The 23,891-nt window shown below is 66.4% G+C and carries 21 protein-coding genes; 17 read left to right on the plus strand and 4 right to left on the minus strand.

The window, feature by feature from the left end:
• A partial coding sequence (locus ACTJLD_RS22730; RefSeq protein WP_440659730.1) for a hypothetical protein occupies nucleotides 1-218 on the plus strand: 218 nt, incomplete at its 5' end.
• Nucleotides 219-375: 157 nt separating this feature from the next.
• Here the strand turns inward: ACTJLD_RS22730 and ACTJLD_RS22735 are convergent.
• Nucleotides 376-1,647, minus strand: a complete 1,272-nt coding sequence (locus tag ACTJLD_RS22735) for an SGNH/GDSL hydrolase family protein (RefSeq protein ID WP_440659731.1) — start codon at nucleotides 1,645-1,647, stop codon at nucleotides 376-378.
• 198 nt (nucleotides 1,648-1,845) lie between these two features.
• Between ACTJLD_RS22735 and paaA the strand changes: the two genes are divergently transcribed.
• The 8 genes from paaA (at nucleotide 1,846) to ACTJLD_RS22775 (ending at nucleotide 8,131) form a co-directional block, all read left to right on the plus strand.
• Nucleotides 1,846-2,844, plus strand: a complete 999-nt coding sequence (paaA, locus tag ACTJLD_RS22740; RefSeq protein WP_027788584.1) for a 1,2-phenylacetyl-CoA epoxidase subunit PaaA — start codon at nucleotides 1,846-1,848, stop codon at nucleotides 2,842-2,844.
• A gap of 37 nt (nucleotides 2,845-2,881) precedes the next feature.
• Nucleotides 2,882-3,166, plus strand: a complete 285-nt coding sequence (gene paaB, locus ACTJLD_RS22745) for a 1,2-phenylacetyl-CoA epoxidase subunit PaaB (RefSeq protein ID WP_027788585.1) — start codon at nucleotides 2,882-2,884, stop codon at nucleotides 3,164-3,166.
• Between the two features lie 10 nt (nucleotides 3,167-3,176).
• Entirely contained in the window at nucleotides 3,177-3,980 is an 804-nt protein-coding gene (gene paaC / locus ACTJLD_RS22750) for a 1,2-phenylacetyl-CoA epoxidase subunit PaaC (RefSeq protein ID WP_059694351.1), read from the plus strand.
• Nucleotides 3,981-4,003: 23 nt separating this feature from the next.
• Nucleotides 4,004-4,570 (plus strand): 1,2-phenylacetyl-CoA epoxidase subunit PaaD, encoded by a 567-nt coding sequence (gene paaD / locus ACTJLD_RS22755; protein WP_027788587.1) that lies wholly within the window; start codon nucleotides 4,004-4,006, stop codon nucleotides 4,568-4,570.
• Nucleotides 4,571-4,575: 5 nt separating this feature from the next.
• Entirely contained in the window at nucleotides 4,576-5,664 is a 1,089-nt protein-coding gene (gene paaE, locus ACTJLD_RS22760; RefSeq protein WP_226191309.1) for a 1,2-phenylacetyl-CoA epoxidase subunit PaaE, read from the plus strand.
• Nucleotides 5,665-5,792: 128 nt separating this feature from the next.
• Complete coding sequence (locus ACTJLD_RS22765) at nucleotides 5,793-6,617, plus strand: DUF1835 domain-containing protein (RefSeq protein WP_059490190.1); 825 nt, start codon at nucleotides 5,793-5,795, stop codon at nucleotides 6,615-6,617.
• 16 nt (nucleotides 6,618-6,633) lie between these two features.
• Nucleotides 6,634-7,239 (plus strand): TetR/AcrR family transcriptional regulator, encoded by a 606-nt coding sequence (locus ACTJLD_RS22770; protein WP_011350658.1) that lies wholly within the window; start codon nucleotides 6,634-6,636, stop codon nucleotides 7,237-7,239.
• A 244-nt stretch (nucleotides 7,240-7,483) separates the two neighbouring features.
• A complete protein-coding gene (locus ACTJLD_RS22775; protein ID WP_027788590.1) occupies nucleotides 7,484-8,131 on the plus strand; it encodes a GNAT family N-acetyltransferase in 648 nt (215 codons plus the stop codon).
• Nucleotides 8,132-8,193: 62 nt separating this feature from the next.
• Here ACTJLD_RS22775 and ACTJLD_RS22780 read toward each other — a convergent pair whose 3' ends face one another.
• Complete coding sequence (locus tag ACTJLD_RS22780; RefSeq protein ID WP_021158575.1) at nucleotides 8,194-8,718, minus strand: Lrp/AsnC family transcriptional regulator; 525 nt, start codon at nucleotides 8,716-8,718, stop codon at nucleotides 8,194-8,196.
• A 212-nt stretch (nucleotides 8,719-8,930) separates the two neighbouring features.
• On the opposite strand from ACTJLD_RS22780, the gene hppD reads away from it, so the two are divergent.
• The gene (gene hppD / locus ACTJLD_RS22785) at nucleotides 8,931-10,028 is read left to right on the plus strand and encodes a 4-hydroxyphenylpyruvate dioxygenase (RefSeq protein WP_440659732.1); all 1,098 of its coding nucleotides are present in this window, start codon (nucleotides 8,931-8,933) and stop codon (nucleotides 10,026-10,028) included.
• A 124-nt stretch (nucleotides 10,029-10,152) separates the two neighbouring features.
• Here the strand turns inward: hppD and ACTJLD_RS22790 are convergent, their stop codons facing one another.
• Complete coding sequence (locus ACTJLD_RS22790; RefSeq protein WP_027788593.1) at nucleotides 10,153-10,347, minus strand: hypothetical protein; 195 nt, start codon at nucleotides 10,345-10,347, stop codon at nucleotides 10,153-10,155.
• A gap of 330 nt (nucleotides 10,348-10,677) precedes the next feature.
• Between ACTJLD_RS22790 and ACTJLD_RS22795 the strand changes: the two genes are divergently transcribed.
• Complete coding sequence (locus ACTJLD_RS22795) at nucleotides 10,678-14,268, plus strand: indolepyruvate ferredoxin oxidoreductase family protein (protein WP_440659733.1); 3,591 nt, start codon at nucleotides 10,678-10,680, stop codon at nucleotides 14,266-14,268.
• Nucleotides 14,269-14,410: 142 nt separating this feature from the next.
• Here ACTJLD_RS22795 and ACTJLD_RS22800 read toward each other — a convergent pair whose 3' ends face one another.
• Nucleotides 14,411-16,681 (minus strand): NADP-dependent malic enzyme, encoded by a 2,271-nt coding sequence (locus ACTJLD_RS22800; RefSeq protein WP_027788595.1) that lies wholly within the window; start codon nucleotides 16,679-16,681, stop codon nucleotides 14,411-14,413.
• Nucleotides 16,682-17,139: 458 nt separating this feature from the next.
• Here ACTJLD_RS22800 and ACTJLD_RS22805 point away from each other — a divergent pair, with 458 nt between their 5' ends.
• The 6 genes from ACTJLD_RS22805 to ACTJLD_RS22830 all read left to right on the plus strand — a co-directional run bounded on the left by ACTJLD_RS22805 (nucleotide 17,140) and on the right by ACTJLD_RS22830 (nucleotide 23,882).
• Complete coding sequence (locus ACTJLD_RS22805) at nucleotides 17,140-17,826, plus strand: orotate phosphoribosyltransferase (RefSeq protein WP_011546659.1); 687 nt, start codon at nucleotides 17,140-17,142, stop codon at nucleotides 17,824-17,826.
• A gap of 240 nt (nucleotides 17,827-18,066) precedes the next feature.
• On the plus strand, nucleotides 18,067-18,687 hold the full coding sequence (locus tag ACTJLD_RS22810) for a YbhB/YbcL family Raf kinase inhibitor-like protein (RefSeq protein WP_440659734.1): 621 nt from the start codon (nucleotides 18,067-18,069) through the stop codon (nucleotides 18,685-18,687).
• Nucleotides 18,688-18,932: 245 nt separating this feature from the next.
• Complete coding sequence (locus tag ACTJLD_RS22815) at nucleotides 18,933-19,505, plus strand: flavodoxin family protein (protein ID WP_021158582.1); 573 nt, start codon at nucleotides 18,933-18,935, stop codon at nucleotides 19,503-19,505.
• A gap of 165 nt (nucleotides 19,506-19,670) precedes the next feature.
• The gene (argC, locus tag ACTJLD_RS22820; RefSeq protein WP_021158583.1) at nucleotides 19,671-20,621 is read left to right on the plus strand and encodes an N-acetyl-gamma-glutamyl-phosphate reductase; all 951 of its coding nucleotides are present in this window, start codon (nucleotides 19,671-19,673) and stop codon (nucleotides 20,619-20,621) included.
• A gap of 437 nt (nucleotides 20,622-21,058) precedes the next feature.
• Nucleotides 21,059-22,492, plus strand: coding sequence for a DUF2957 domain-containing protein (locus tag ACTJLD_RS22825; protein WP_060084493.1), 1,434 nt, complete (start codon nucleotides 21,059-21,061; stop codon nucleotides 22,490-22,492).
• 139 nt (nucleotides 22,493-22,631) lie between these two features.
• Nucleotides 22,632-23,882: a DUF2957 domain-containing protein gene (locus tag ACTJLD_RS22830; protein WP_059694355.1), complete on the plus strand. Its 1,251-nt coding sequence runs from the start codon at nucleotides 22,632-22,634 to the stop codon at nucleotides 23,880-23,882.
• Nucleotides 23,883-23,891 lie beyond the last annotated feature (9 nt).

The following is a 23,891-nucleotide window of genomic DNA, read 5'->3' on the forward strand; positions in this document are numbered from 1 at the left end:
TGCGAGGAACTTCGTGTTTCTCAGCAGCGCTGCGTTTTCAGCAGCAGAGAAGCGAGATTATGAACCGTGTTTCGCAGCTCGTCAACAACTTTTTACACTACATCGTTGCGACTGCGGGGCTCAACTTCCAGGCCAGCCGCGCGCCCGACACTGCGGCACACCACCAGCTTTGCTTCCCTCTTCCGCGCCGCGTTTCCGTTAGCGCGAAAGAGGCGTGATTCTAAGCACCCTCCCCCATCCACGCAAGCCCTTTGTGAAAATATTTTGAAAAAGCCCCCGTGCGCTGACGCGCACGGGGGCTGGGGCTCGGCGGGCCGCCGGTGGCCATCGACCACAAGGGGGCCGGCAACACTTCCCTCTATATATAGAAGCTCATTACTTGCCGCCCACCGCGGCCTGCAGTTGCTCGACCGGCACCGCGTCGGCCATCGCCGTGTATCCAGCGTCGCTCGGATGAATGCCGTCGCCACTATCGAATCGACGCTGCAGCACGCTCAGGCGCGCCGGATCGCGCAGCACCGCGTCGAAGTCCACTACGCCGTCGAACCCGCCACCGCTCCGGATCCACCGGTTCACCTCGAGCCGGATCGCCTCGCGCCCCGTCGGCAGCCCAGCCGGCGTCAGCGTCGCGCCGAAGACCTTCACGCCCTGACGGTGCGCCGCGTCGATTAGTCGGCGGTAGCCGTCGATCAGCGATGCAGCCGTGACCTGCGTATGCGGGTGGTCGCAATCGAGCCCCGCGCGCGGCGGCATCGCCGCAAAGTTGATGTCGTTGATCCCGATCAGCACGATCGCCGCCTTTACGCCCGCGCGCGACAGCGCATCGCGCTCGAACCGCGACGCCAGCGACGTGCCATAGCAAGCCGAATCGCTGAGCAGCCGGTTTCCGCTGATCCCGAGATTCGCGACGCCGATCGATTCCGCGCCCGAGGCGGCCAGCCGACGCGCCAGTGCGTCCGGCCAGCGGCGGTTCCGGTTCACGCTCGAGCGCAGCCCGTCGGTGATCGAATCGCCGATCGCGGCTACGCTGGCGCGCGCGGAACCGGTCTCGACCGCGAGCTCGGTCACCCATGCAAATTGGGTAAAGCGAGTGCGGAACGCGGCAGCCCCCGGATCACTCACGTGCTCGCCCGGCACCGACACATAATTGAACTGGTTCGACACGCGGTGCCAGACCGTCATCCGCTGGTTCGGCCCCATCTGGAGGCTGATCGCATACGGCTGCCCGGCCCTGACGTCGATCCCCACCGGATCGCTTTCGAGTTCCTGGCCCGGCGCAAGCGTCACCGACACCTTGCCGCCGAACCGGACCGGCACGGCCGCGTCGCCGGACAGCGCCGCGCCCTCGCCAGCGCGCGCGAGGCTCGCCGCCTCGACGACGAGGGGGAAACGACCGTATGCATTGCTGACGCGGATCCGTGCGGCGCGCCCCGGCACTGTCGGATAGACGATCTGGCGCACCGTGCGACCGGCAACGTCGGGCGCGCGATAAAGCGGCGGCGGTGCGGCAAGGTCGGGAATCGGCTGCAACGCGGTCGCCCACGCGGCAACCCATCCCGCCGGCGCGGCCGAAGCCGACGCCACGAGCGGCGAGACAAAAACGGCCGCACCCAGCACGGCCGCGGCGATACTGCTTCGGAATGACATCGGCAAAATCCTCGTCGGAAAGCGGGCATTGTGCCGCAGAAGGCGCGGCTCCCGCGTGCCGGCCGCCATCACGCAGCATCATCGCGCCCCGATGTCCCTCGTTTACCCGAGTCTTTCCGCAAATCCGCAAGAAATTTATTAACCGACCGGTCGGTTGGTTTATACTTCGCACACATTCAACCGGACGAGAGCCTCGCCATGTACACGCAATCCCTCGACATCCCCGGCAACGTCGCGCCGCTCGACGCCGCAGCCGAGTCGCCCGAGCAGGCGCGGTTCGATGCGGTCATGGCTGCCGACGGCAAGATCGAACCGCAGGACTGGATGCCCGACGCCTATCGCAAGACGCTGGTCCGCCAGATCTCGCAGCACGCGCACTCGGAAGTCGTCGGCATGCTGCCGGAAGGCAACTGGATCTCCCGCGCGCCGAGCCTGAAGCGCAAGGCGATCCTGCTCGCGAAGGTCCAGGACGAAGCCGGCCACGGCCTCTATCTTTATAGCGCGGCCGAAACGCTCGGCGTATCGCGCGATTCGCTGATCGACGCGCTGCACGCCGGCAAGGCGAAATACTCGAGCATCTTCAACTACCCGACGCCGACCTGGGCCGACGTCGGCGTGATCGGCTGGCTGGTCGACGGCGCCGCGATCATGAACCAGATCCCGCTGTGCCGCTGCACGTACGGCCCGTACGCGCGCGCGATGATCCGCGTGTGCAAGGAAGAATCGTTCCACCAGCGCCAGGGCTTCGACGCACTGCTGTCGATGATGAAGGGCAGCGACGCGCAACGCGCGATGGTCCAGCAGGCCGTGAACCGCTGGTGGTGGCCGGTGCTGATGATGTTCGGCCCGAGCGATGCCGATTCGGTCCACAGCAACCAGTCCGCGAAATGGGGCATCAAGCGGATCACGAACGACGACCTCCGGCAAAAATTCGTCGACGCGACGGTCGACCAGGCGAAGGTGCTCGGCGTGACGCTGCCCGATCCCGACCTGAAGTGGAACGAAGCACGTGGTCACCACGACTACGGCACGATCGACTGGGACGAATTCTGGCGCGTGGTCAACGGCGACGGCCCGTGCAACAAGGAACGCCTCGCGACCCGCGTGAAAGCGCACGAGGACGGCGCATGGGTGCGCGAAGCCGCCCTCGCCCACGAAGCAAAGCGCCGCGCGCGCGCCGAACAGCACGCCGCCTGAGCGGCACACCATCGAATTCAGGATTCAGGAGAAAGTGATGAACAAGGAATGGCCGATCTGGGAAGTGTTCGTGCGCAGCAAGCAGGGGCTCGACCACAAGCATTGCGGCAGCCTGCATGCCGCCGACGCGTCGATGGCGCTGCGCATGGCGCGCGACGTCTACACGCGCCGCCAGGAAGGCGTGAGCATCTGGGTGGTGCCGTCGTCGGCGATCACCGCGTCGGATCCGAGCGAGAAGGCCGAGCTGTTCGAACCGGCGGGCGACAAGATCTACCGTCACCCGACGTTCTACACGCTGCCCGACGAAGTCAACCACATGTAACGCCCGCGCCATGACGATCACGCCCGAACACCTCTCCTACGTGCTGCGCCTCGCGGACAACACGCTGATCCTCGGTCAGCGCAATGCCGAATGGTGCGGCCACGGCCCGATCCTCGAGGAAGACATCGCGCTCACCAACATGAGCCTCGACCTCATCGGCCAGGCACGCATGCTGTATACGCATGCGGCCGAACTCGAGCGCCAGCTCACCGGCGCGACGAAGACCGAGGACGACTACGCGTACTTCCGCACCGAGCGCGAGTTCGCGAACTTCACGCTCGCCGAACTGCCGCATTACGGCCCGCTCGCCGGCACCGCGCACGCCGACAAAGATTACGCGGTGACGATCGTGCGCAACTTCCTGTACTCGGCGCTGATGCTGCACGTGTGGAGCGCGCTGGAAACGTCGACCGACACGCAGCTCGCCGCGATCGCCGCGAAATCGGTGAAGGAAACCCGCTATCACGTGCAGCACGCACGCGAGTGGCTCGTGCGCCTCGGCGACGGCACCGACGAATCGCACCGTCGCGCGCAGGACGCGCTCGACTACCTGACGCCGTATACGCGCGAATTCTTCGCCGCCGATGCGATCGACGATGCAGTCGCGGCCGAAGGCATCGCCCCGGCACCGGCCACGCTCGAAGCGGCGTGGCGCGCGGACGTGGACGACGCGCTCGCGGAGGCGACGCTCACGCTGCCGGCCCCCGTGCAGCACGTGACGACCGGCAAGCAGGGCGAGCATTCGGAACACATGGGCTACCTGCTCGCGGAACTGCAAAGCCTCGCACGCCAGCACCCCGGCGCGACCTGGTAACCCCGACGCCACGGAGCCCGACGATGTCCGTCCAGACCGCCCCCGCCAACGCCAACGCCGTGCCTGCCGCGCGCCGCGACGATCCGCTGCTCGCCCGCGCATGGGACGTGCTCGAAGCCGTGCCCGATCCCGAGATCCCGGTCGTGTCGATCCGCGAGCTCGGCATCCTGCGCGACGTCCGCCGCGCGGACGACGGCCAGCTCGAGGTCGTGATCACGCCGACCTACTCGGGCTGCCCGGCCATGTCGCAGATCGCCGAAGACATCGCCGCCGCGCTTCAGGCCGCCGACCTGCCGCCGCACCGGATCGAGACGGTGCTCGCGCCCGCGTGGACGACCGACTGGATCACGCAGGAAGCGCGCGACAAGCTGCGTGCGTACGGCATCGCGCCGCCGGTCGGCCAATGCGGCACCGCCGCGCCGCGGGAAAACGTCGTGCGCTTCGTGCCGCGGCCCGTCGCGGCGCCCGCGTGCCCGCGCTGCGGCTCGGCACGCACCGAGCGTCTCGCGCAATTCGCGTCCACGGCCTGCAAGGCGCTGTATCGCTGCGTCGACTGCCGCGAACCCTTCGACTACTTCAAACCCTACTAATCGATATGGCGACCCCGCAATTTCATCCGCTGCGTATCCGCGACGTGCGGCCCGAGACCGCCGACGCCGTGACCGTCTCCTTCGACGTGCCGCCCGAGCTGCGCGACGCGTACCGCTTCACGCAGGGCCAGTTCGTCACGCTGAAGACCCACATCGACGGCGAGGAAACGCGCCGCTCGTATTCGATCTGCGTCGGCACGACGGACTACGACCGTGACGGCGAACTGCGCATCGGCATCAAGCGCGTGCGCGGCGGCCGCTTCTCGAACTTCGCCTTCGATACGCTGAAGCCCGGCCACACGATCGACGTGATGACGCCGGACGGCCGTTTCTTCACGCACCTGAACGCCGACCACGGCAAGCAGTACGTCGCGTTCTCCGGCGGCTCGGGGATCACGCCGGTGCTCGCGATCGTGAAGACGACGCTCGAACTGGAGCCCCGCAGCACGTTCACGCTGATCTACGGCAACCGCAGCGTCGACGCGATCATGTTCGCCGAGGAGCTCGAGGACCTGAAGAACCGCTACATGAACCGCTTCGTCCTCTATCACGTGCTGTCGGACGACCAGCAGGACGTCGAGCTGTTCAACGGCGTGCTCGACCAGGCGAAATGCGCGGAATTCCTCGGCTCGCTGACGCCGGCCGACGCGATCGACGAAGCGTTCATCTGCGGCCCGGCGCCGATGATGGACGCGGCGGAAGCCGCGCTGAAGGCAGCCGGCGTGCCGCAGGCGAAGGTACACGTCGAGCGCTTCGGCACGCCGCTGCCGCAAGCCGGTGCGCCGGTCGTCGAAATCACCGACCAGACGCCGGCCGCCGACCTCGAAATCGTGCTCGACGGCAAGAAGCGCAAGCTGCGGCTGCCGTACGAAGGCGTGAGCCTGCTCGATATCGGCCTGCGGGCGGGCCTCGCGCTGCCGTACGCGTGCAAGGGCGGCGTGTGCTGCACGTGCCGCGCGAAGGTGCTCGAGGGCGAAGTGCGGATGGAGAAGAACTACACGCTCGAGGAGCATGAAGTGAAGGACGGCTTCGTGCTCACGTGCCAGTGCCACCCGGTCAGCGACAAGGTCGTCGTGAGCTTCGACGAGCGTTGAGCGACGTCGCGTCGCGGCGCCGGACGGTTTCTCGCCGTCACACATCTCGCTTACACTAGGGGCCGCCGGCCGGCTGGACATCGCAACGTCCGCCCGGCCGGCGGTTTTCTTTTGTTGACGACAGGCCGATGAGTACCATTCATGTGATTCAGGGCGGCACCGCCGCCGCGTCGCTGCGCGAGGCACTCGCGCAAGCCGGGCGCGACGAGCATGTCGTCGGATTGCTCGACGATCTCGGCGTCGGGCCGCTCAAGGGCGCCGACGAGACGCCCGACACGCGCGCAGCCTTCTGGCAGCGCGTGCTCGGCGACCAGATTCCCGACTGGAACGCAGAGATCGAAGCCGAGTTCGCACGCCTCGACCAGCTGGCGACGGAGACGGGCCAGGTGGTGGTGTGGCATGCGCCGAGCGTCGGCGACAAGCTGCTGCTGCGGCGCGTCGCCTATCACCTGCGCAATGTCCCGCAACGCCTGAACGAAGTGCGGCTGTCGGCCGCCGACCTCGACCCGGCGCAGCGCGCGTCGCTGTCGCGCACCGACCAGGCATGCGCGACCGGCATGTTCTCGCCCGCCGAACTGGCGCGCAAGCGTCCGGTGGCCGCGCCGATCTCGGTGCTGCGCATCGGCCGCCTCGCGCTCGAATGGCAGGAGGCGAAGCACCAGAACGCCGAACTTCGCTACTGGGTCAGCAACACGATCAAGAGCGGCCACTATGAAGAACTCGACGCGCTGATCCTCGCGCGCGCGGAAACCGACTGGCTGCCCGCGCGGCGCCTCGTCGGCAGCATCATGGCCGACGCCGATCGCGGCGGGCTGTTCGTCAGCGACTCGATCGCCTGGTGGCGCTGCCGCGAACTCGCGGCGGCCGGCCGGCTCGAGCTGCAGGACGACACGCCCGACGCCCTCTCCTCCACGCAGGTGCGCGCGGCCCGCGCGGCCGCCACGCACCGCTAATCTTCCGCATTCGACCATGGCCCGTACCCGAGCGCCCGACCACGAATCCCAGCGCGAGCAGATCCTCGATCTGGCCGCCGACAAATTCGCGCAGACGAGCTATCCGAGCACGTCGATGTCCGATCTCGCGACCGCGAGCGGCACGTCGAAAGCACGCCTCTATCACTATTACGAGAGCAAGGAAGCGATCCTGTTCGACCTGCTCGACCGCTACACGAAACGGCTGATGCTGATCATCGCCGAGGTCGAAGGGGCGAGCCAGCGGCGCGGCCTCAGCGAGCGCGACGCGTTCGCGGAGCTCGTGCGCGCGTTCCTCGCCGAATACGAGACATCGCACAGCCGCCACGTCGCGCTGCTCAACGACGTGAAGTATCTCGAGGACGCGCAGCGTGAAATCGTGCTCGACCGCCAGCGCGACATCGTCGCGGCATTCACGCGACAGCTGGCGCGCGCGTACCCGGACCGCATCTCGAAGGAAAACCAGACTTCCGTGACGATGATGGTGTTCGGGATGATCAACTGGACGTTCACGTGGCTGAAGCCCGGCGGCCGCCTCGGCTACCGCGACTTCGCCGAGCAGGTGATCGACCTGATCGAACGCGGGCTGTCGACGGCCGCCTGATTGCCGCGCAGCAGCAAGCGTTGCGCGACGGGCACACTGCGACCGCCCGCCGCGCGTTTCATATGATGAATTTTAAATCCGTTTAAAATCAAATAGATAGCGGATTAACTAAGCGGATTTAGAATTCATCCTCCAGCTCAAACATCGTTAAATACGGGTTTTCCCCAATCCGAGGGCTGACGGTCGGGTAAAATGCTGCTGCATTGCACAACCCGCTGTACGGTCACACATTGAGGAACCCACGATGAACACGCGATTCAACGGCTCTGCCGATGTCGTCGGCACCGCCGGTACTGCGCCGGTTCTCGTCAGGGAACTGGCTTCCAAAGACCGTGAGCAGATGCTCACCCACTTTCTCTCGCTCGACGAAGAGGACCGCCTGCTGCGCTTCGGCCAGATGGTGCCCGACCACGTGCTCGAGAACTATGTCCGCACGATCGACTTCGGTCGCGACACCGTGTTCGGCGTGTTCGACCACGACCTCGAACTGATCGGCGTCGGCCACCTGGCCTACCTGCCGGCCGAGGGCGACAAGCGCACGGCCGAATTCGGCGTGTCGGTGCTCGAAAGCGCACGCGGCCGCGGTGTCGGCTCGAAGCTGTTCGAACGCGCGGCGATCCGCAGCCGCAACACGCACGTGACGACGCTGTACATGCACTGCCTGTCGCGTAACGCGACGATGATGCACATCGCGAAGAAATCCGGGATGCGGATCGAGTATGCGTACGGCGAGGCCGATGCGTACCTGTCGCTGCCGCCGGCCGACCACTCGACGATCATCGCCGAGATGCTGCAGGAGCAGGCCGCGGTGTTCGACTACGCGATGAAGCGCCAGGCGCGCCGCACCACGAAGTTCATCGAGTCGCTGATGCCCGCCGCCCTGACGGCGTAACGTCGGCCAGCCGGGCCGCGCCTTCTTCCGCGCGCCCGGCCCCTCCCTCCCCCGCCGCGCAACTAGCGCACCGACCGAATCGGCAACGCCGTCGTCTCCTTGAAGCATTCGAGCGAAAAGCTCGTCTTCACGTCGATCACCGACGGGTGATGCAGCAAATGCTCCTGCACGAAGCGGGAGAAATGCGCCATGTCCTCGACCTGCACGCGCAGCAGGTAATCCATGTCCCCCGTCATCGCGTGGCACGCGACCACTTCCGGCCAGGTCTGCACGGCCGCGCGAAACAGCTCCGCATGGGTCGCGCCCGCGCGCGCCGACGTTTCGTCGACCCGCACCGGCGCCAGACCGCCGCGTTTCTCGAGCCGCACGCTCACGTACGCGAGCAGGTCGAGCCCGAGCTTCTGCGGATTCAGCAGCGCGACATAACCGGTGATCACGCCGATCTCCTCGAGCCGCCTGATCCGCCGCAGGCACGGGCTCGGCGACAGGTTCACGCGCTCGGCGATCTCCTGGTTCGACAGGCGCCCGTTCTCCTGAAGAATTGCGAGAATCCGCCGGTCGATGGCATCCAATTCGGCGTGCGCCATCTTCTGCCCTCCAATGATTATTTCGAGACTGGAAATTGCGCCATCGTAGGTTCGGGCGATCAAGTTCGCAAGTTTACGCTCGCGACTGCCCGCTACACTCTGTCGCACGTACCGATTCGTCGCGCACGCCGCCGCGTGTGCCACGTTCGACATCGAACCAGGCCGGACAGGCGCACGTCGCCGCGGCCGATCGCCCCCACAGGAGACACGCCATGCAGATCCCGAACTGGGACAACCCCGTCGGCACCGACGGCTTCGAATTCATCGAATACACGGCGCCGGACCCGAAAGCGCTCGGACAGCTGTTCGAACGGATGGGTTTCACCGCGATCGCGCGCCACCGCCACAAGGACGTGACGCTGTACCGCCAGGGCGACATCAACTTCATCATCAACGCCGAACCCGATTCGTTCGCCCAACGCTTCGCGCGCCTGCACGGCCCGTCGATCTGCGCGATCGCGTTCCGCGTGCAGGACGCCGCGAAGGCGTACAAGCGCGCGCTCGAACTCGGCGCATGGGGCTTCGACAACAAGACGGGCCCGATGGAGCTGAACATCCCGGCGATCAAGGGCATCGGCGATTCGCTGATCTACTTCGTCGACCGCTGGCGCGGCAAGAACGGCGCGCAGCCGGGCGCAATCGGCGACATCAGCATCTACGACGTCGACTTCGAGCCGATCGCCGGCGCGAACCCGAACCCGGTCGGCCACGGCCTCACCTATATCGACCACCTGACGCACAACGTGCATCGCGGCCGCATGCAGGAATGGGCCGAGTTCTACGAGCGCCTGTTCAACTTCCGCGAAGTGCGCTACTTCGACATCGAAGGCAAGGTGACGGGCGTGAAGTCGAAGGCGATGACGTCGCCGTGCGGCAAGATCCGCATCCCGATCAACGAGGAAGGCTCGGATACGGCCGGCCAGATCCAGGAATACCTCGACGCATACCACGGCGAAGGCATCCAGCACATCGCGCTCGGCGCCAGCGACATCTACCAGGCGGTCGACGGCCTGCGCAGCAAGGAAGTGAAGCTGCTCGACACGATCGACACGTATTACGAACTGGTCGACCGCCGCGTGCCGAACCACGGCGAATCGCTGAATGAACTGAAGAAGCGCAAGATCCTGATCGACGGCGCGCGCGACGACCTGCTGCTGCAGATCTTCACCGAGAACCAGATCGGACCGATCTTCTTCGAGATCATCCAGCGCAAGGGCAACCAGGGCTTCGGCGAAGGCAACTTCAAGGCGCTGTTCGAATCGATCGAGCTCGACCAGATCCGCCGCGGCGTCGTGCAGGACAAAGCCTGACGCATCTGGCGGGCGGCTGCCCGGGGCAACCCGCCCGATCCGGCGGCACAAAGAAAAAGGGCGGGAATCCGAGGATTCCCGCCCTTTTTGCATTCCGGCGCGGCCTGCCGGCCGCGCGAACGGATCAACGCGCGTTCGCCTTCGACGCGACGGCGCGCTCGGCCGACGGCTGCGCGACGGCGTCCTGGGCCGGCGCGATCTGCTGCATCTGCGCGCCGGCTGCCGCCAGTGCGCTCGCGCCTCGCGCGTGCACCGGGCCGGTCATCGAGAAAAACGCGGCGGACACGATCAGGAAACTCTGGATATGACGTGTGTTCATTGCACCTCCTGTAAAACTGCCGGCGCCTCCCCGATGCGTCGAAACAGACCGACGCGACCGGGCACCTCCGGCAGGCCGACAAGATTAACGGCATTTGCGCGCAGATGAACGCGGCCTTACATGCTTTTACATGATGTAACGCATGATTCAGCCCCTTTTTTACGGTGCGCCGCCGCGGCTCTCCCGGCATTCCAACCGATGGGCGGCGGGTTTGCCCCAGTGCTACCATCGCTTAAAACCGGCGAACATGCCGGCCACTGCCGACGCATCCAAAAGATGCCGACGCAACCGAAGTTTTGGTGATCCCAGACCGGGTGGAGGAGACAGTTAATGAATGCCCCGCTAGACGCAGACCAACGCGCGTCGCTAGAAGCCGCGCTGAAGTCCGTCACGCTTGACGACAAATACACACTTGAGCGCGGTCGCGCGTACATGAGCGGCATCCAGGCCCTCGTGCGCCTGCCGATGCTCCAGCAGGAACGCGACCGCGCCGCCGGTCTCAATACGGCCGGCTTCATCTCCGGCTACCGCGGCTCGCCGCTCGGCGGCCTCGATCTGTCGCTCTGGAAAGCCAAGCAGCACCTGGCAGCCCACCAGATCGTCTTCCAGCCCGGCCTCAACGAAGATCTCGCCGCCACCGCCGTGTGGGGCTCGCAGCAGGTGAACCTGTACCCCGGCGCGAAGCACGACGGCGTGTTCGGCATGTGGTACGGCAAGGGCCCGGGCGTCGACCGCACCGGCGACGTCTTCAAGCACGCGAACTCGGCCGGCTCGTCGCAGCACGGCGGCGTGCTGGTGCTCGCCGGCGACGACCACGCGGCAAAATCGTCGACGCTCGCACACCAGTCCGAACACATCTTCAAGGCCTGCGGGCTGCCCGTGCTGTTCCCGTCCAACGTGCAGGAATATCTCGATTTCGGTCTGCACGGCTGGGCGATGAGCCGCTACTCGGGCCTGTGGGTCGCGCTCAAGTGCGTGACGGACGTGGTCGAATCGTCGGCATCGGTCGACATCGACCCGCATCGCACCGAGATCGTGCTGCCAACCGACTTCATCCTGCCCGAAGGCGGCCTGAACATCCGCTGGCCCGACCCGCCGCTCGTGCAGGAAGCGCGGCTGCTCGACTACAAGTGGTACGCGGCGCTCGCCTATGTGCGCGCGAACAAGCTCGACCGCATCGAAATCGATTCGCCGAACGCGCGCTTCGGGATCATGACCGGCGGCAAGGCCTACCTCGACGTGCGCCAGGCGCTGACCGACCTCGGCCTCGACGACGAAACCTGCGCACGGATCGGCATCCGGCTCTACAAGGTCGGCTGCGTGTGGCCGCTCGAAGCGCAGGGCGCTCAGGCGTTCGCGCGCGGCCTCGACGAAATCCTCGTCGTCGAGGAAAAGCGCCAGATCCTCGAATACGCGATCAAGGAAGAGCTGTACAACTGGCCCGACGGCCAGCGGCCGCGCGTGTTCGGCAAGTTCGACGAAAAGGACGGCGCCGGCGGCGAATGGTCGGTACCGATGGGCAACTGGCTGCTGCCCGCGCACTACGAGCTGTCGCCCGCGATCATCGCGAAGGCGATCGCGACGCGCCTCGAGAAGTTCGAGCTGCCGTCCGACGTGCGCGCGCGCATCGCCGCGCGGCTCGCGGTGATCAACGCGAAGGAAATGGCGCTCGCGAAGCCGCACGTGCAGACCGAGCGCAAGCCGTGGTTCTGCTCGGGCTGCCCGCACAACACGTCGACCAACGTGCCGGAAGGCTCGCGTGCGATCGCCGGCATCGGCTGCCACTACATGACCGTGTGGATGGACCGCAACACGAGCACCTTCAGCCAGATGGGCGGCGAAGGCGTGCCGTGGATCGGCCAGGCGCCGTTCACGGACGATAAGCACGTGTTCGCGAACCTCGGCGACGGCACCTATTTCCACTCGGGCCTGCTGGCGGTGCGCGCGGCGATCTCGTCGAAAGCGAACATCACCTACAAAATCCTCTACAACGACGCCGTCGCGATGACGGGCGGCCAGCCGGTCGACGGCGTGCTGACGGTGCCGCAGATCACGCACCAGCTCGCGTCGGAAGGCGCGAAGAAGATCGTGATCGTCACCGACGAACCGGAGAAGTACGACAGCCAGAAGGCGCTGCTCGCGCCGGGCGTGCCGATCCATCATCGCGACCAGCTCGACGACGTGCAGCGCGAGCTGCGCGAGATCGAAGGCACGACGATCCTGATCTACGACCAGACCTGCGCGACCGAGAAGCGCCGCCGCCGCAAGCGCGGCACCTATCCGGACCCGGCGAAGCGTGTGGTGATCAACGACGCGGTGTGCGAAGGCTGCGGCGACTGCTCGGTGCAGTCGAACTGCCTGTCGGTCGAGCCGCTGGAAACCGAATTCGGCACGAAGCGCCAGATCAACCAGTCGAGCTGCAACAAGGATTTCTCGTGCGTGAAGGGCTTCTGCCCGAGCTTCGTCACGGTCGAGGGCGGCCAGTTGAAGAAGCCGAAAGCCGTATCGGTCGACGGCAACGCACTGCCGCCCATTCCCGAACCGACGCTGCCGGAGATCGACCGCGCATACGGCGTGCTCGTCACGGGCGTCGGCGGCACGGGCGTCGTCACGATCGGCGCGCTGCTCGGGATGGCCGCGCACCTGGAAAACAAGGGCGTGACCGTGCTCGACGTCACCGGCCTCGCGCAGAAGGGCGGCGCCGTGATGAGCCACGTGCAGATCTCGCACGCGCCGACCGACATCCACGCGACGCGGATCGCGATGGGCGAAGCCGACCTCGTGATCGGCTGCGACGCGATCGTCACGGCCGGCGACGAGTGCACGTCGCGGATGCGGCACGACGCGACGCGCGTGGTCGTCAACAGCGCACAGACGCCGACCGCCGAGTTCATCAAGAACCCGAACTGGGCATTCCCGGGCCTGTCCGCCGAGAACGACATCCGCGCGGCGGCCGGCGAGGCGGTCGACTTCATCGACGCGAACCGCTTCGCGGTCGCGCTGCTCGGCGACGCGATCTACACGAACCCGTTCGTGCTCGGCTACGCATGGCAGAAAGGCTGGCTGCCGCTCACGCTCGTGTCGCTCGTCCGCGCGATCGAGCTGAATGCGGTATCGGTCGAGAAGAACCGTGCGGCATTCGACTGGGGCCGCCGCGCCGCGTACGACCTGGCGAGCGTGAAGCAGGCCGCGGCCGGCGACGCGCGCCCCGCGCAAGGCGCCACGGTGATCGCGCTGCACACGAAGAAGGCGGTCGACGCACTGATCGCGAAGCGCGTGGAATTCCTCACCGCGTACCAGAACGCCGCGTATGCGGCGCGCTACGCGGCGTTCGTCGACAAGGTGCGCGCCGCCGAGCGTGCACTGGCGGACGGCGATACGGTGCAGGAGCAGCTGACTGAAGCAGTCGCCCGCAACCTGTTCAAGCTGATGGCGTACAAGGACGAATACGAGGTCGCGCGGCTGCAGTCCGATCCCGCGTTCCTCGCACGCCTGTCCGCGCAGTTCGAAGGCGACTGGAAGCTGAAATTCCACCTCGCGCCGCCGCTGTTCGCGAAGACGGACTCACACGGCCATCTGGTGAAGAAGGCGTACGGCCCGTGGATGATGACGGCCTTCCGCTGGCTCGCGAAGGCGAAGTTCCTGCGGGGCACGGGGCTCGACCCGTTCGGCCGCACCGAGGAACGCCGCTCCGAGCGCGCGCTGATCGGCGAGTACGAAGCGCTGATCGACGAAGTGCTGGCCAGGCTGAACGCGGCCAACCGCCCGCTCGCCCTCGAGCTCGCGGCGCTGCCGGACGGCATTCGCGGCTACGGCCACGTGAAGGAGAACAACCTGCGCGCGGTACGCCAGAAGTGGAGCACGCTGCTCGCGAAGTGGCGGGCGCCGGCAGGCGGCCAGTCGCACCAGCAGGTCGCGTGACGGCCGGCCGACGGGCGCGGGCATTCGCGGTTCGAACGCCCGCCCCGGCCGGCGATTCGCAATAAAAAAACGCCACGGAACGCAGGTTCCGTGGCGTTTTTCCTTGCGCCGCGCCTGAAGCGCGGCACACGCGGGCGTGGACTTACTTCGTGTTCACGTTCGCGGCGGCAACGGCCGTCATGTTGATGATCCGGCGCACGGTCGCAGCCGGCGTCAGGATGTGGACCGGCTTCGCCGCGCCGAGCAGGAACGGACCGACCGTCACGCCTTCGCCGCCGACCATCTTCAGCAGGTTGTACGCGATGTTCGCCGCTTCGACGTTCGGCATGATCAGCAGGTTCGCTTCACCCGACAGCGTCGTGCCGGGGAACGCCTGCTTGCGGATCATTTCCGACAGCGCCGCGTCGCCGTGCATTTCGCCGTCGACTTCCAGGTTCGGCGCACGTTCGACGATCAGCTTGCGGGCCTCGCCCATCCGGCGCGACGACGCCGACGGCGCGCTGCCGAAGTTCGAGTTCGACAGCAGCGCGGCCTTCGGCGCGATGCCGAAGCGCTCGATCTCGGCCGCGGCCTGGATCGTCATGTCGGCGAGCTGTTCGGCGCTCGGCAGCTCGTTCACGTACGTGTCGCACACGAACAGGTTGCGGCCCGGCAGCATCAGCAGGTTCATCGCGGCGAAGTGCTCGGCGCCCTTCGCGCGGCCCAGCACCTGCTCGATGAACTTCAGGTGGCTGTGGAACGTGTCGATCATCCCGCAGATCATCCCGTCCGCATCGCCCAGGTGCACGAGCATCGTGCCGATCAGCGTGTTGAACTTGCGCATCGCGGCCTTCGCGACTTCCGGCGTCACGCCGTCGCGCGCGCCGATCTCCTGATACGCCTGCCAGTAGCGGTGGTAGCGCGCATCGTCTTCCGGATCGACGATTTCGAAATCGGTGCCAGCCTTGAGCTTCGAGCCGATCTTCTGCAGGCGCATGTCGACGACCGACGGACGGCCGATGATGATCGGCTTCGCGATCTTTTCCTGCAGCACGAACTGCGCGGCGCGCAGCACGCGCTCGTCCTCGCCTTCGGCAAACACGATGCGCGCCTGCTTCTGCTTCGCGGTCGCGAACACCGGGCGCATCACCATGCCGGTGCGGTAGACGGTCGCGCCGAGCTGCTCGCGGTAGGCGTCCATGTCCTGGATCGGACGCGTGGCGACGCCCGAATCCATCGCGGCTTGCGCGACGGCCGGCGCGATCTTGATGATCAGGCGCGGATCGAACGGCTTCGGAATCAGGTAGTCCGGCCCGAATTCGAGCGAGTGGCCTTCATACGCCTTCGCGACTTCCTCGCTCTGGTCGGTTTCTTCCGCCAGTTCGGCGATCGCGCGCACGCACGCGAGCTTCATTTCTTCCGTGATCGTCGTCGCGCCGACGTCGAGCGCGCCGCGGAAGATGAACGGGAAGCACAGCACGTTGTTGACCTGGTTCGGGTAGTCCGAACGGCCGGTCGCGACGATCGCGTCCGGGCGCACGGCCTTCGCGTCTTCCGGGCGGATTTCCGGTTCCGGGTTCGCGAGCGCCAGGATCAGCGGCTTGTCGCCCATCGTCTTGACCATGTCCTGCTTCAGCACGCCCGCGCTCGAGCAGCCGAGGAACACGTCCGCGCCGACGATTGCGTCGGCGAGCGTGCGTGCGTCGGTGGTCGCCGCATAGCGCTGCTTCGACGGATCGAGATTGCCGCGCCCTTCGTAGATCACGCCCTTCGAATCGGCGACGAGGATGTTCGACTTCGTGAGACCCAGGTTCACCAGCAGGTCCAGACACGCGATCGCTGCGGCGCCCGCGCCCGAGCACACGAGCTTCACTTCGGCGAGCTTCTTGCCGACGACCTTCAGGCCGTTCAGGATCGCGGCCGACGCGATGATCGCGGTGCCGTGCTGATCGTCGTGGAAGACGGGGATCTTCATGCGCTCGCGCAGCTTCTGCTCGATGTAGAAGCATTCCGGCGCCTTGATGTCCTCGAGGTTGATGCCGCCGAGCGTCGGCTCGAGCATCGCGATCGCCTCGACGAGCTTGTCGGGGTCGGATTCCGACAGTTCGATGTCGAACACGTCGATGCCCGCGAATTTCTTGAAGAGGCAGCCCTTGCCTTCCATCACCGGCTTCGCGGCCAGCGGGCCGATGTTGCCGAGGCCCAGCACGGCCGTACCGTTCGTGATGACGCCGACGAGGTTGCCGCGCGACGTGTACTTCTGCGCATCGAGCGGATCGGCGTGGATCGCTTCGCACGCAGCGGCAACGCCCGGCGAATACGCGAGCGACAGGTCGAGCTGGTTCGACAGCGGCTTGGTCGGGGTGACCGAAATCTTGCCGGGTTTCGGATTCTGGTGATAGGCGAGTGCGGCCTGCTTCAGTTGTTCGTCCATGATTGACCTGCGAGAGACATGCGAAATATTGACGGTTCAGTACACAGCACCTTGGGCCGCGTCTGCTTGAATCGAGGGGATGGTCGACTGCGAGACGGCACGCAGCGCGCCGGGTCGGCACGCCATCGAACCTTGGCGGATGGCAAGAGGAAAGTACAAAGTACTGAACGATTTCTAAGGGTCGCCTAGTGTACACCCCCTAAATGACCTCCGTTGGTGCAGCGCCGCATCCTCCGCATCAGCGCGAGCGGTCCCGCCCCGTTTGTTTCGCCGGTGGCGAGCCGAGCGCCGAACCCGCGCGAATTCCGCCGAAAACCGGCCTGAATCGGGTAAAATAGCGGGCTCCGCGCGCAGCGATGCGATTGGCCCTCCGATCGCGCCCCGGCCCCCAGGGCAGGTTCCCCTTGCTGCGCCACCGGGCCCGCGCCCGCTCTTCGCTCATCACCCAAGGAATGCCCATGACAGGCTACGATCGTCAGTCGATCTCGGATACGACCGCCAAAATCCTGCTCGAAGTGCAGGCAGTGCACTTCAACGCAGAAAAACCGTTCATCTTCACGTCCGGCTGGGCAAGCCCCGTCTATATCGACTGCCGCAAGCTGATTTCGTATCCGCGCGTGCGCCGCGCGCTGATGGAAATGGCTGAAACGACGATCACGCGCGACATCGGCTTCGAGCAGATCGACGCGGTGGCGGGCGGCGAGACGGCCGGTATCCCGTTCGCGGCATGGATCGCGGACCGGATGATGGTGCCGATGCAGTACGTGCGCAAGAAGCCGAAGGGTTTCGGCCGCAACGCGCAGATCGAAGGCCATCTGGAAGAAGGCTCGCGCGTGCTGCTCGTGGAAGACCTGACGACCGACAGCCGCAGCAAGATCAACTTCGTCAACGCGCTGCGCACCGCGGGCGCGACCGTGAACCACTGCTTCGTGCTGTTCCACTACGACATCTTCAAGGAAAGCGTGTCGGTCCTGAAGGACATCGACGTCGACCTGCACGCGCTCGCCACGTGGTGGGACGTGCTGCGCGTCGCGAAGGCTTCGGGCTACTTCGAGACGAAGACGCTCGACGAAGTCGAGAAATTCCTGCACGCACCGGCCGAGTGGTCGGCGGCGCACGGCGGCGCGACGGCCCCGAAGGAATGACGCCGCGCCGGCCCGCAGGCCGGCGTCCTGGCTGAACGAACCGCCCGCTTCATCGCGGGCGGTTTTTTTTCGTCCGCCGATTCGCGCAGCAAACGATCGCGACCATGGGTCGCGGCGTGCATCGCTCATCGAACCCTAATGCTAGACTTGATCCATCGTCGCCATCAGCTGCGCGGGCAACGCACAACGCCAACAACGCCGGAAGCATCGGTCCGGCCCACGTGACGGGAGAAGCGCCATATGCGTGTGGATCGCCGGATCACTCCGCCTGCGCCATCGGGTCGCCCGTCGCCGTTCCTTGCCGCCCTCCTCGCTCTCTTCGCCCACCTCGCCCTCCTTTATGCCGCCGCGTTCGCCGCCGTGCCCGCGCATGCAGAAGGCGCGTTCACCGTGACGAGCGACGACCTGACGCCGGGCGGGCGCGTCCGTACCGCGAACGTGTTCGACCGCGGCGACTGCAAGGGCGGCAACCACTCGCCGCAGCTCGCCTGGCACAACCCGCCGCCCGGCACGCGCGGCTACGCGGTCACGATCTTCGATCCCGACGCGCCGGGGCACGGCTGGTGGCACTGGGCCGTGGCGGGCATTCCCGCGACAGTCACGAGCCTGCCCGCCGACGCGAGCGCATCCGGCTTCCTGCGGCGCATCGGTGCAAGCGAAGCGCGCAACGACTTCGGAATCGACGGTTACGGCGGCCCGTGCCCGCCGCCCGGCAAGCCTCACCGCTACGTGGTCACCGTCTACGCGCTGAAGGGCGACGACCTGCGCGTCGCGCAGGGGCGCCCCGCACCGATGTTCGAGCACGAGATCGGCACGCTGGCGATCGGCACCGCGCAACTCACGGTCAACTACGGGCAATAACGGGTGACGGGCACCCGGCGGCGGGCATCGCCCCCTGCCGCGCGCTGCCGCGATTGCCTGCCGCCGCGCACTGGCGTACTCCGGGCGTATTCCGCGCCCGCGTGTTTTCGCGTCATTTCGGCTTGCTAGACTCGTCGGCACCGGTCGCGGCACCACGCCGCGCATCCGTCGCGTCGCCGGCCGGCGACGCGTGACCCGGCGTGCCGCAACGGCCGCCGTTCCCGTTCCTTTCCGGAGAACGCCTCATGTCGAACATCGTCATCGTCTATCACAGCGGCTACGGTCACACGCAGAAACTGGCCGAGGCCGTTCACGCGGGCGCGCAGGACGCCGGCGCGACCGTGCGCCTGCTCGCGGTCGGCGACGTCGACGACGCGGGCTGGGCCGCGCTCGACGCGGCCGACGCGATCGTCTTCGGGGCACCGACCTACATGGGCGGCCCGTCGGCGCAGTTCAAGCAATTCGCCGATGCAACGTCGAAAGCGTGGTTCACGCAGAAATGGAAGGACAAGATCGCCGCGGGCTTCACGAACTCCGCGACCATGAACGGCGACAAGTTCTCGACAATTCAATACTTCGTCACGCTGTCGATGCAGCATGGGATGGTGTGGGTCGGCACGAGCCTGATGCCGGCCAACTCGAAGGCGGCCACGCGCAACGACATCAACTACCTGGGCGGCTCGACGGGCCTGCTCGCGCAGTCGCCGGCCGATGCGACGCCCGACGAAGGCCCGCTGCCGGGCGACCTCGAAACCGGGAAGGCATTCGGCCGGCGGGTCGCCGAGGCGACGGCCCGCTGGGTCGCCGGCCGCGGCTGAGCACGCGCCGGTGGGCGCGCCGATGAGCGCGCCGGTGTGCGTCAAAGGGACACAAGACGGCCCGCCGGCCGTCTTTTTTTCGACCCGCGCGATGCAGGCCCGCCGGATGACGTCTTAAAATGGCGGATTCAGGGCGCGGGCCCCGTTTCATTCAGTGAGAGCGAAATGAGCACCAAAGTTTTTGTCGACGGCCAGGAAGGCACGACCGGCCTCAAGATCTTCGAATACCTGTCGGCACGCAGCGACATCGAGATCCTGCGCATCGATGAAGCGAAGCGCAAGGACGTCGAAGAGCGCCGCCGCCTGATCAACGCGTCGGACGTCACGTTCCTGTGCCTGCCGGATGTCGCGTCGCGCGAATCGGCGTCGCTCGTCGAGAACCCGAACACGACGCTGATCGACGCGAGCACCGCGTTCCGCACCAGCGCCGACTGGGCCTACGGCCTGCCGGAACTGACCCGCGCGCAGCGCGAGAAGATTCGCACGTCGAAGCGCATCGCGGTGCCGGGCTGCCATGCATCGGCCTTCGTGCTCGCGATGCGTCCGCTCGTCGATGCGGGCATCGTCGCACCGACGTTCGCCGCGCACAGCTACTCGATCACCGGCTACAGCGGCGGCGGCAAGTCGATGATCGCCGACTACGAAAGCGCGGCGCCGGGCGGCAAACTCGCGAGCCCGCGCCCGTACGCGCTCGGCCTCACGCACAAGCACCTGCCGGAAATGGCCGCGCACACGGGCCTCGCGAACCCGCCGATCTTCACGCCGATCGTCGGCCCGTTCCTGAAGGGCCTCGCGGTGACGACCTACTTCACGCCCGGGCAGCTCGCGAAACGCGCGACGCCGCAGGACGTGCAGCGCGTGTTCGCCGAGTACTACGCGGACGAAGCCTTCGTGCGCGTCGCGCCGTTCGATGCGGACGCGAACCTCGACGGCGGCTTCTTCGACGTGCAGGCGAACAACGACACGAACCGTGTCGACCTGTTCGTGTTCGGCAACGAAGAGCGCTTCGTCACGGTCGCGCGCCTCGACAACCTCGGCAAGGGCGCATCGGGCGCCGCGATCCAGTGCATGAACCTGAACATCGGCGCGGCCGAGGATGCGGGTCTCAAACGCTGATTCAACATCGCATGCAATGCAAAGCCGGCCACTGGCCGGCTTTTTATTTACCGGTATCACGCAATATATAAAAAAATTACCGATCGCGTATTTACAAATATTTACAAGCTTTCGATTGCGCGATTACCAGTGAATTAATTCCACCCCCTCTTTATCCAGTCAATCCCGAATAGGGATAAACCGGATACCGACCGCTTTAAACGCTGGCGTTATACGCAGGAAGGCTCTTCGCCGGCCTGTCCGGCGTCGCACATTCCCCACTCCGGCAGCTTCAGGCAGCCTGTCGCACGTTTTAATTCTTACTGAATACCGTGTCAGACAAGGATTCAAAACACGATGCCCGTTTCAATCGCCTTTTTTAGACGGGTTCATCAATTGACAGCAAAAATCCAGGCAGCGACATTAGCTCGCACAATTAAACGATTGGAGACAGCGGCATGTCGCACGCCTTATCGAAGGGGGTGGCAACGGCCTTTGCCATTGCCCCTTTCCTGGTTGCATGTGGTGGGGGGGACGGCGGCGCACCCGCGCCGATCAATGCGCCCCAATGTTCCGGATCGAGCTGCGGCACGCAAGGGCCGCCGCCTTCGCAGCCCGTCAACGGCGCGCTGTGCCCGGCCAACGCGGACATCGTGAAGAGCACGTACCTCGGCGGCGCCGGTAGCGGCGAGATCGTCAGCGTCAACATCGACGCCGTGGCGATGACCTACACGCTCAAGTGGCTCGAATCGCCGATTCCGCTCGCGACCGGCACGGTCACGCCGAGCCGCGCCGGCACGACGATCACCGGTGCGGTCATGCACCCGCCGACCGGCACGCTGCCGACCGCCGAGCAGACGCGCTGCGCGTTCATCCTCACGCCGGGCACGGGCAAGGCGCCGGGCGGCGCCACGTACTCGACGGCCGCCGACTTCAACCGGGCGAACCCGCCGATGCTGCTGGTCGGCATGGGCGTCGCGGGCGGCGGCATTCCCGGCGCGACGATCCAGTACGACGGGCTGACGATCGCCATCGGCCCGATCGTGGTGGCAAAGGACGTCGGCAAGGTGCCGAACCGCCACTTCGACTTCTATCCGTTCCTCGGCTTCGCGAACACGACGACCGACCTGTCGAAGCTGCCGGGCACGTACAACGCGCTGATCTACCACCTGGTGCCGTCGGGCGACTACGCGACGAAAGGCACGAACTCGAGCGAGACGTTCGATGCGAACGGCGCGTGCACGTCGAGCGGCTCGGGCGGCTGCCAGACGACCGGCGACCCGTGGAAGACGAGCGCGAACGGCGGCTACTTCGACAGCACGAAGGCACCGCAGACGCTGCCGCAGACGCAATTGCCGATCGTCGGCGCGACCGGCAAGTCGGCCACCGCGCATATGGTGATCGGCCAGCTCAACGGCGCGACGGTACCGGTGATCGTGCGTACGGGCAACGTGAACCTCGGCACGCCGCCGCTGCATACCGACGCGCAGGTCGACGACGAATCGGGCATCGCGGTGCTCGGTGCGGCAACGGCGATCCAGTCGGGCGCGATCGACGGCGGCTACGCGGGCGCGGACTCGAACTTCAAGTACACGGCGGCCCTGATCCGCGGCAGCAACGCGTCGTTCATCAACCCGAGCACGCAGGTCGAGGAAGACGGCTTCACGCTCGACTACGGCCAGGCGACGCCGGGCCTGCTGAACGCGACGACGACACCGAAGCCGCCGCCCGGCACGAACTACCCGTCCGCAACTGGCGTCGTGATCGCGACGGGCGGGCTGTACGCGGCGCTGATCCAGGGCACGGTGAACGGCGGCGTCACTTCGACGTCGGCGAACTCGACGACTTCGTCGACACCGTACTTCGGCGTCGGCGCGCAGATCAGCAAGTAGCGGACGAGGACGCGACGGCGGGCTGGCCGCCGTCGCGTGACGCACGAGCGCGCGGCACGGCGCAGGCAGGACGAGCACAAGCAACAGAAGCGGCCGACAGGGAGCTGGCCGCCGTACAAGACAAATCTGGAGGAGCAACATGAAGCGCAACCTCATTCTGGCGGCGGCCCTTGCCGCCCCCCTTCTTTCTGCCTGCGGCGGCAGCGGCAGCGGCGGCGACAATCCGCCCCCGCTCGTCGAAGACCGGCTCTGCCCTGCCTCGCTCGACTACACCACCGTGTTTACGGGCGGCGCGGGCAGCGGCGAACTCGCCAAGGTCCAGCTCGACACGACCAAGATGACCTGGCAGGTCACCTATGTCGAATCGCCGGTTCCGCAAACGACCGGCACCGTCGTGCCGACCCGCGCGGGCACCGTCGACAGCGGCACGCTCACGCAGGAAACGCTGCTGCCGACCAACAAGCTGAACCAGTGCGCATTCCGCCTGAACGGCGCGAGCCTCGATCCGTCGCGCCCGGCGCGCATCTTCGTCGGCATGGGCGTCGCGGGCGGCACGATTCCCGGCAAGGAGATCCAGTTCAACGGCGTGCTCGGCCAGGCCGCGGTGCCCGACACGAAATTCCCGTACTACCCGTTCATCGGCTTCTCGTCGATCGAAACCGACATCACGAAGGTGGCGGGCACGTACAGCCACACGGGCTTCGGTGAAGTGCCGTCGCAGAACTTCGCGCCGGCATCGATCGACGCGAAGGTGACGATCAACGCCGACGGCACCTGGACCAAGTGCGACTCGACCGGCCAGTTCGCCGGCGGCGCGTGCACGCAGCGAGGCACGAACTTCGTGCAGTCGGCGGATGGCAGCGGCGCGTTCCAGTCGAACAACTATGCGAGCCAGCTGAAACCGACGCTGTCGGCGACGCCGCAGGGCAAGGCCTTCATGATCGTCGGCAAGCTGCGCAACCAGCTCGTGCCGATTCTCGTGCGCACCGGGGTGGCGAACCCGAACCCGACGCCCGACAGCAACGGGGTGCCGGGCCTCACCGCCGACGACGAATCGAGCATCTCGATCCTCGCGCCGCAGACGGCCATCGCGGCCGGTTCGCAGAACGGTGAATACATCGGCGTCGACAGCCAGTTCGATTACCGGACCACCGCGCTGATCGACAAGCAGGCCACGCTGCTCGATCCGTTCCAGCCGTCGCAGGCATCGCTAGCGACCGCGCTCGACCTGGACTACACGCAGAAGGTGCCGGGCACGGTCACGACAATCCACACGGGTTCGGGCAGCACGTCGCCGACCGGCAAGTTCATCTTCTCGGGCGGCGTGTTCGGTTTCCTCGACAACGCGGGATCGACGCCGTATTTCACGATCGGCGCATTCGTCCAGTAAGCGGAGGGA

This window comes from Burkholderia sp. 22088 (genome assembly GCF_052045915.1).
Lineage (GTDB): Bacteria > Pseudomonadota > Gammaproteobacteria > Burkholderiales > Burkholderiaceae > Burkholderia > Burkholderia cepacia.

Coding starts and splice junctions, on each gene's coding strand:
- ACTJLD_RS22770 (WP_011350658.1), top strand. CDS start 6,634: ATGGCCCGTACCCGAGCGCCCGACCACGAATCCCAGCGCGAGCAGATC.
- ACTJLD_RS22775 (WP_027788590.1), top strand. CDS start 7,484: ATGAACACGCGATTCAACGGCTCTGCCGATGTCGTCGGCACCGCCGGT.
- ACTJLD_RS22830 (WP_059694355.1), top strand. CDS start 22,632: ATGAAGCGCAACCTCATTCTGGCGGCGGCCCTTGCCGCCCCCCTTCTT.
- paaB (WP_027788585.1), top strand. CDS start 2,882: ATGAACAAGGAATGGCCGATCTGGGAAGTGTTCGTGCGCAGCAAGCAG.
- ACTJLD_RS22805 (WP_011546659.1), top strand. CDS start 17,140: ATGACAGGCTACGATCGTCAGTCGATCTCGGATACGACCGCCAAAATC.
- argC (WP_021158583.1), top strand. CDS start 19,671: ATGAGCACCAAAGTTTTTGTCGACGGCCAGGAAGGCACGACCGGCCTC.
- paaA (WP_027788584.1), top strand. CDS start 1,846: ATGTACACGCAATCCCTCGACATCCCCGGCAACGTCGCGCCGCTCGAC.
- ACTJLD_RS22795 (WP_440659733.1), top strand. CDS start 10,678: ATGAATGCCCCGCTAGACGCAGACCAACGCGCGTCGCTAGAAGCCGCG.
- ACTJLD_RS22815 (WP_021158582.1), top strand. CDS start 18,933: ATGTCGAACATCGTCATCGTCTATCACAGCGGCTACGGTCACACGCAG.
- ACTJLD_RS22825 (WP_060084493.1), top strand. CDS start 21,059: ATGTCGCACGCCTTATCGAAGGGGGTGGCAACGGCCTTTGCCATTGCC.
- hppD (WP_440659732.1), top strand. CDS start 8,931: ATGCAGATCCCGAACTGGGACAACCCCGTCGGCACCGACGGCTTCGAA.
- paaC (WP_059694351.1), top strand. CDS start 3,177: ATGACGATCACGCCCGAACACCTCTCCTACGTGCTGCGCCTCGCGGAC.
- paaD (WP_027788587.1), top strand. CDS start 4,004: ATGTCCGTCCAGACCGCCCCCGCCAACGCCAACGCCGTGCCTGCCGCG.
- ACTJLD_RS22765 (WP_059490190.1), top strand. CDS start 5,793: ATGAGTACCATTCATGTGATTCAGGGCGGCACCGCCGCCGCGTCGCTG.
- ACTJLD_RS22790 (WP_027788593.1), bottom strand. CDS start 10,347: ATGAACACACGTCATATCCAGAGTTTCCTGATCGTGTCCGCCGCGTTT.
- ACTJLD_RS22780 (WP_021158575.1), bottom strand. CDS start 8,718: ATGGCGCACGCCGAATTGGATGCCATCGACCGGCGGATTCTCGCAATT.
- ACTJLD_RS22800 (WP_027788595.1), bottom strand. CDS start 16,681: ATGGACGAACAACTGAAGCAGGCCGCACTCGCCTATCACCAGAATCCG.
- ACTJLD_RS22735 (WP_440659731.1), bottom strand. CDS start 1,647: ATGTCATTCCGAAGCAGTATCGCCGCGGCCGTGCTGGGTGCGGCCGTT.
- ACTJLD_RS22810 (WP_440659734.1), top strand. CDS start 18,067: ATGCGTGTGGATCGCCGGATCACTCCGCCTGCGCCATCGGGTCGCCCG.
- paaE (WP_226191309.1), top strand. CDS start 4,576: ATGGCGACCCCGCAATTTCATCCGCTGCGTATCCGCGACGTGCGGCCC.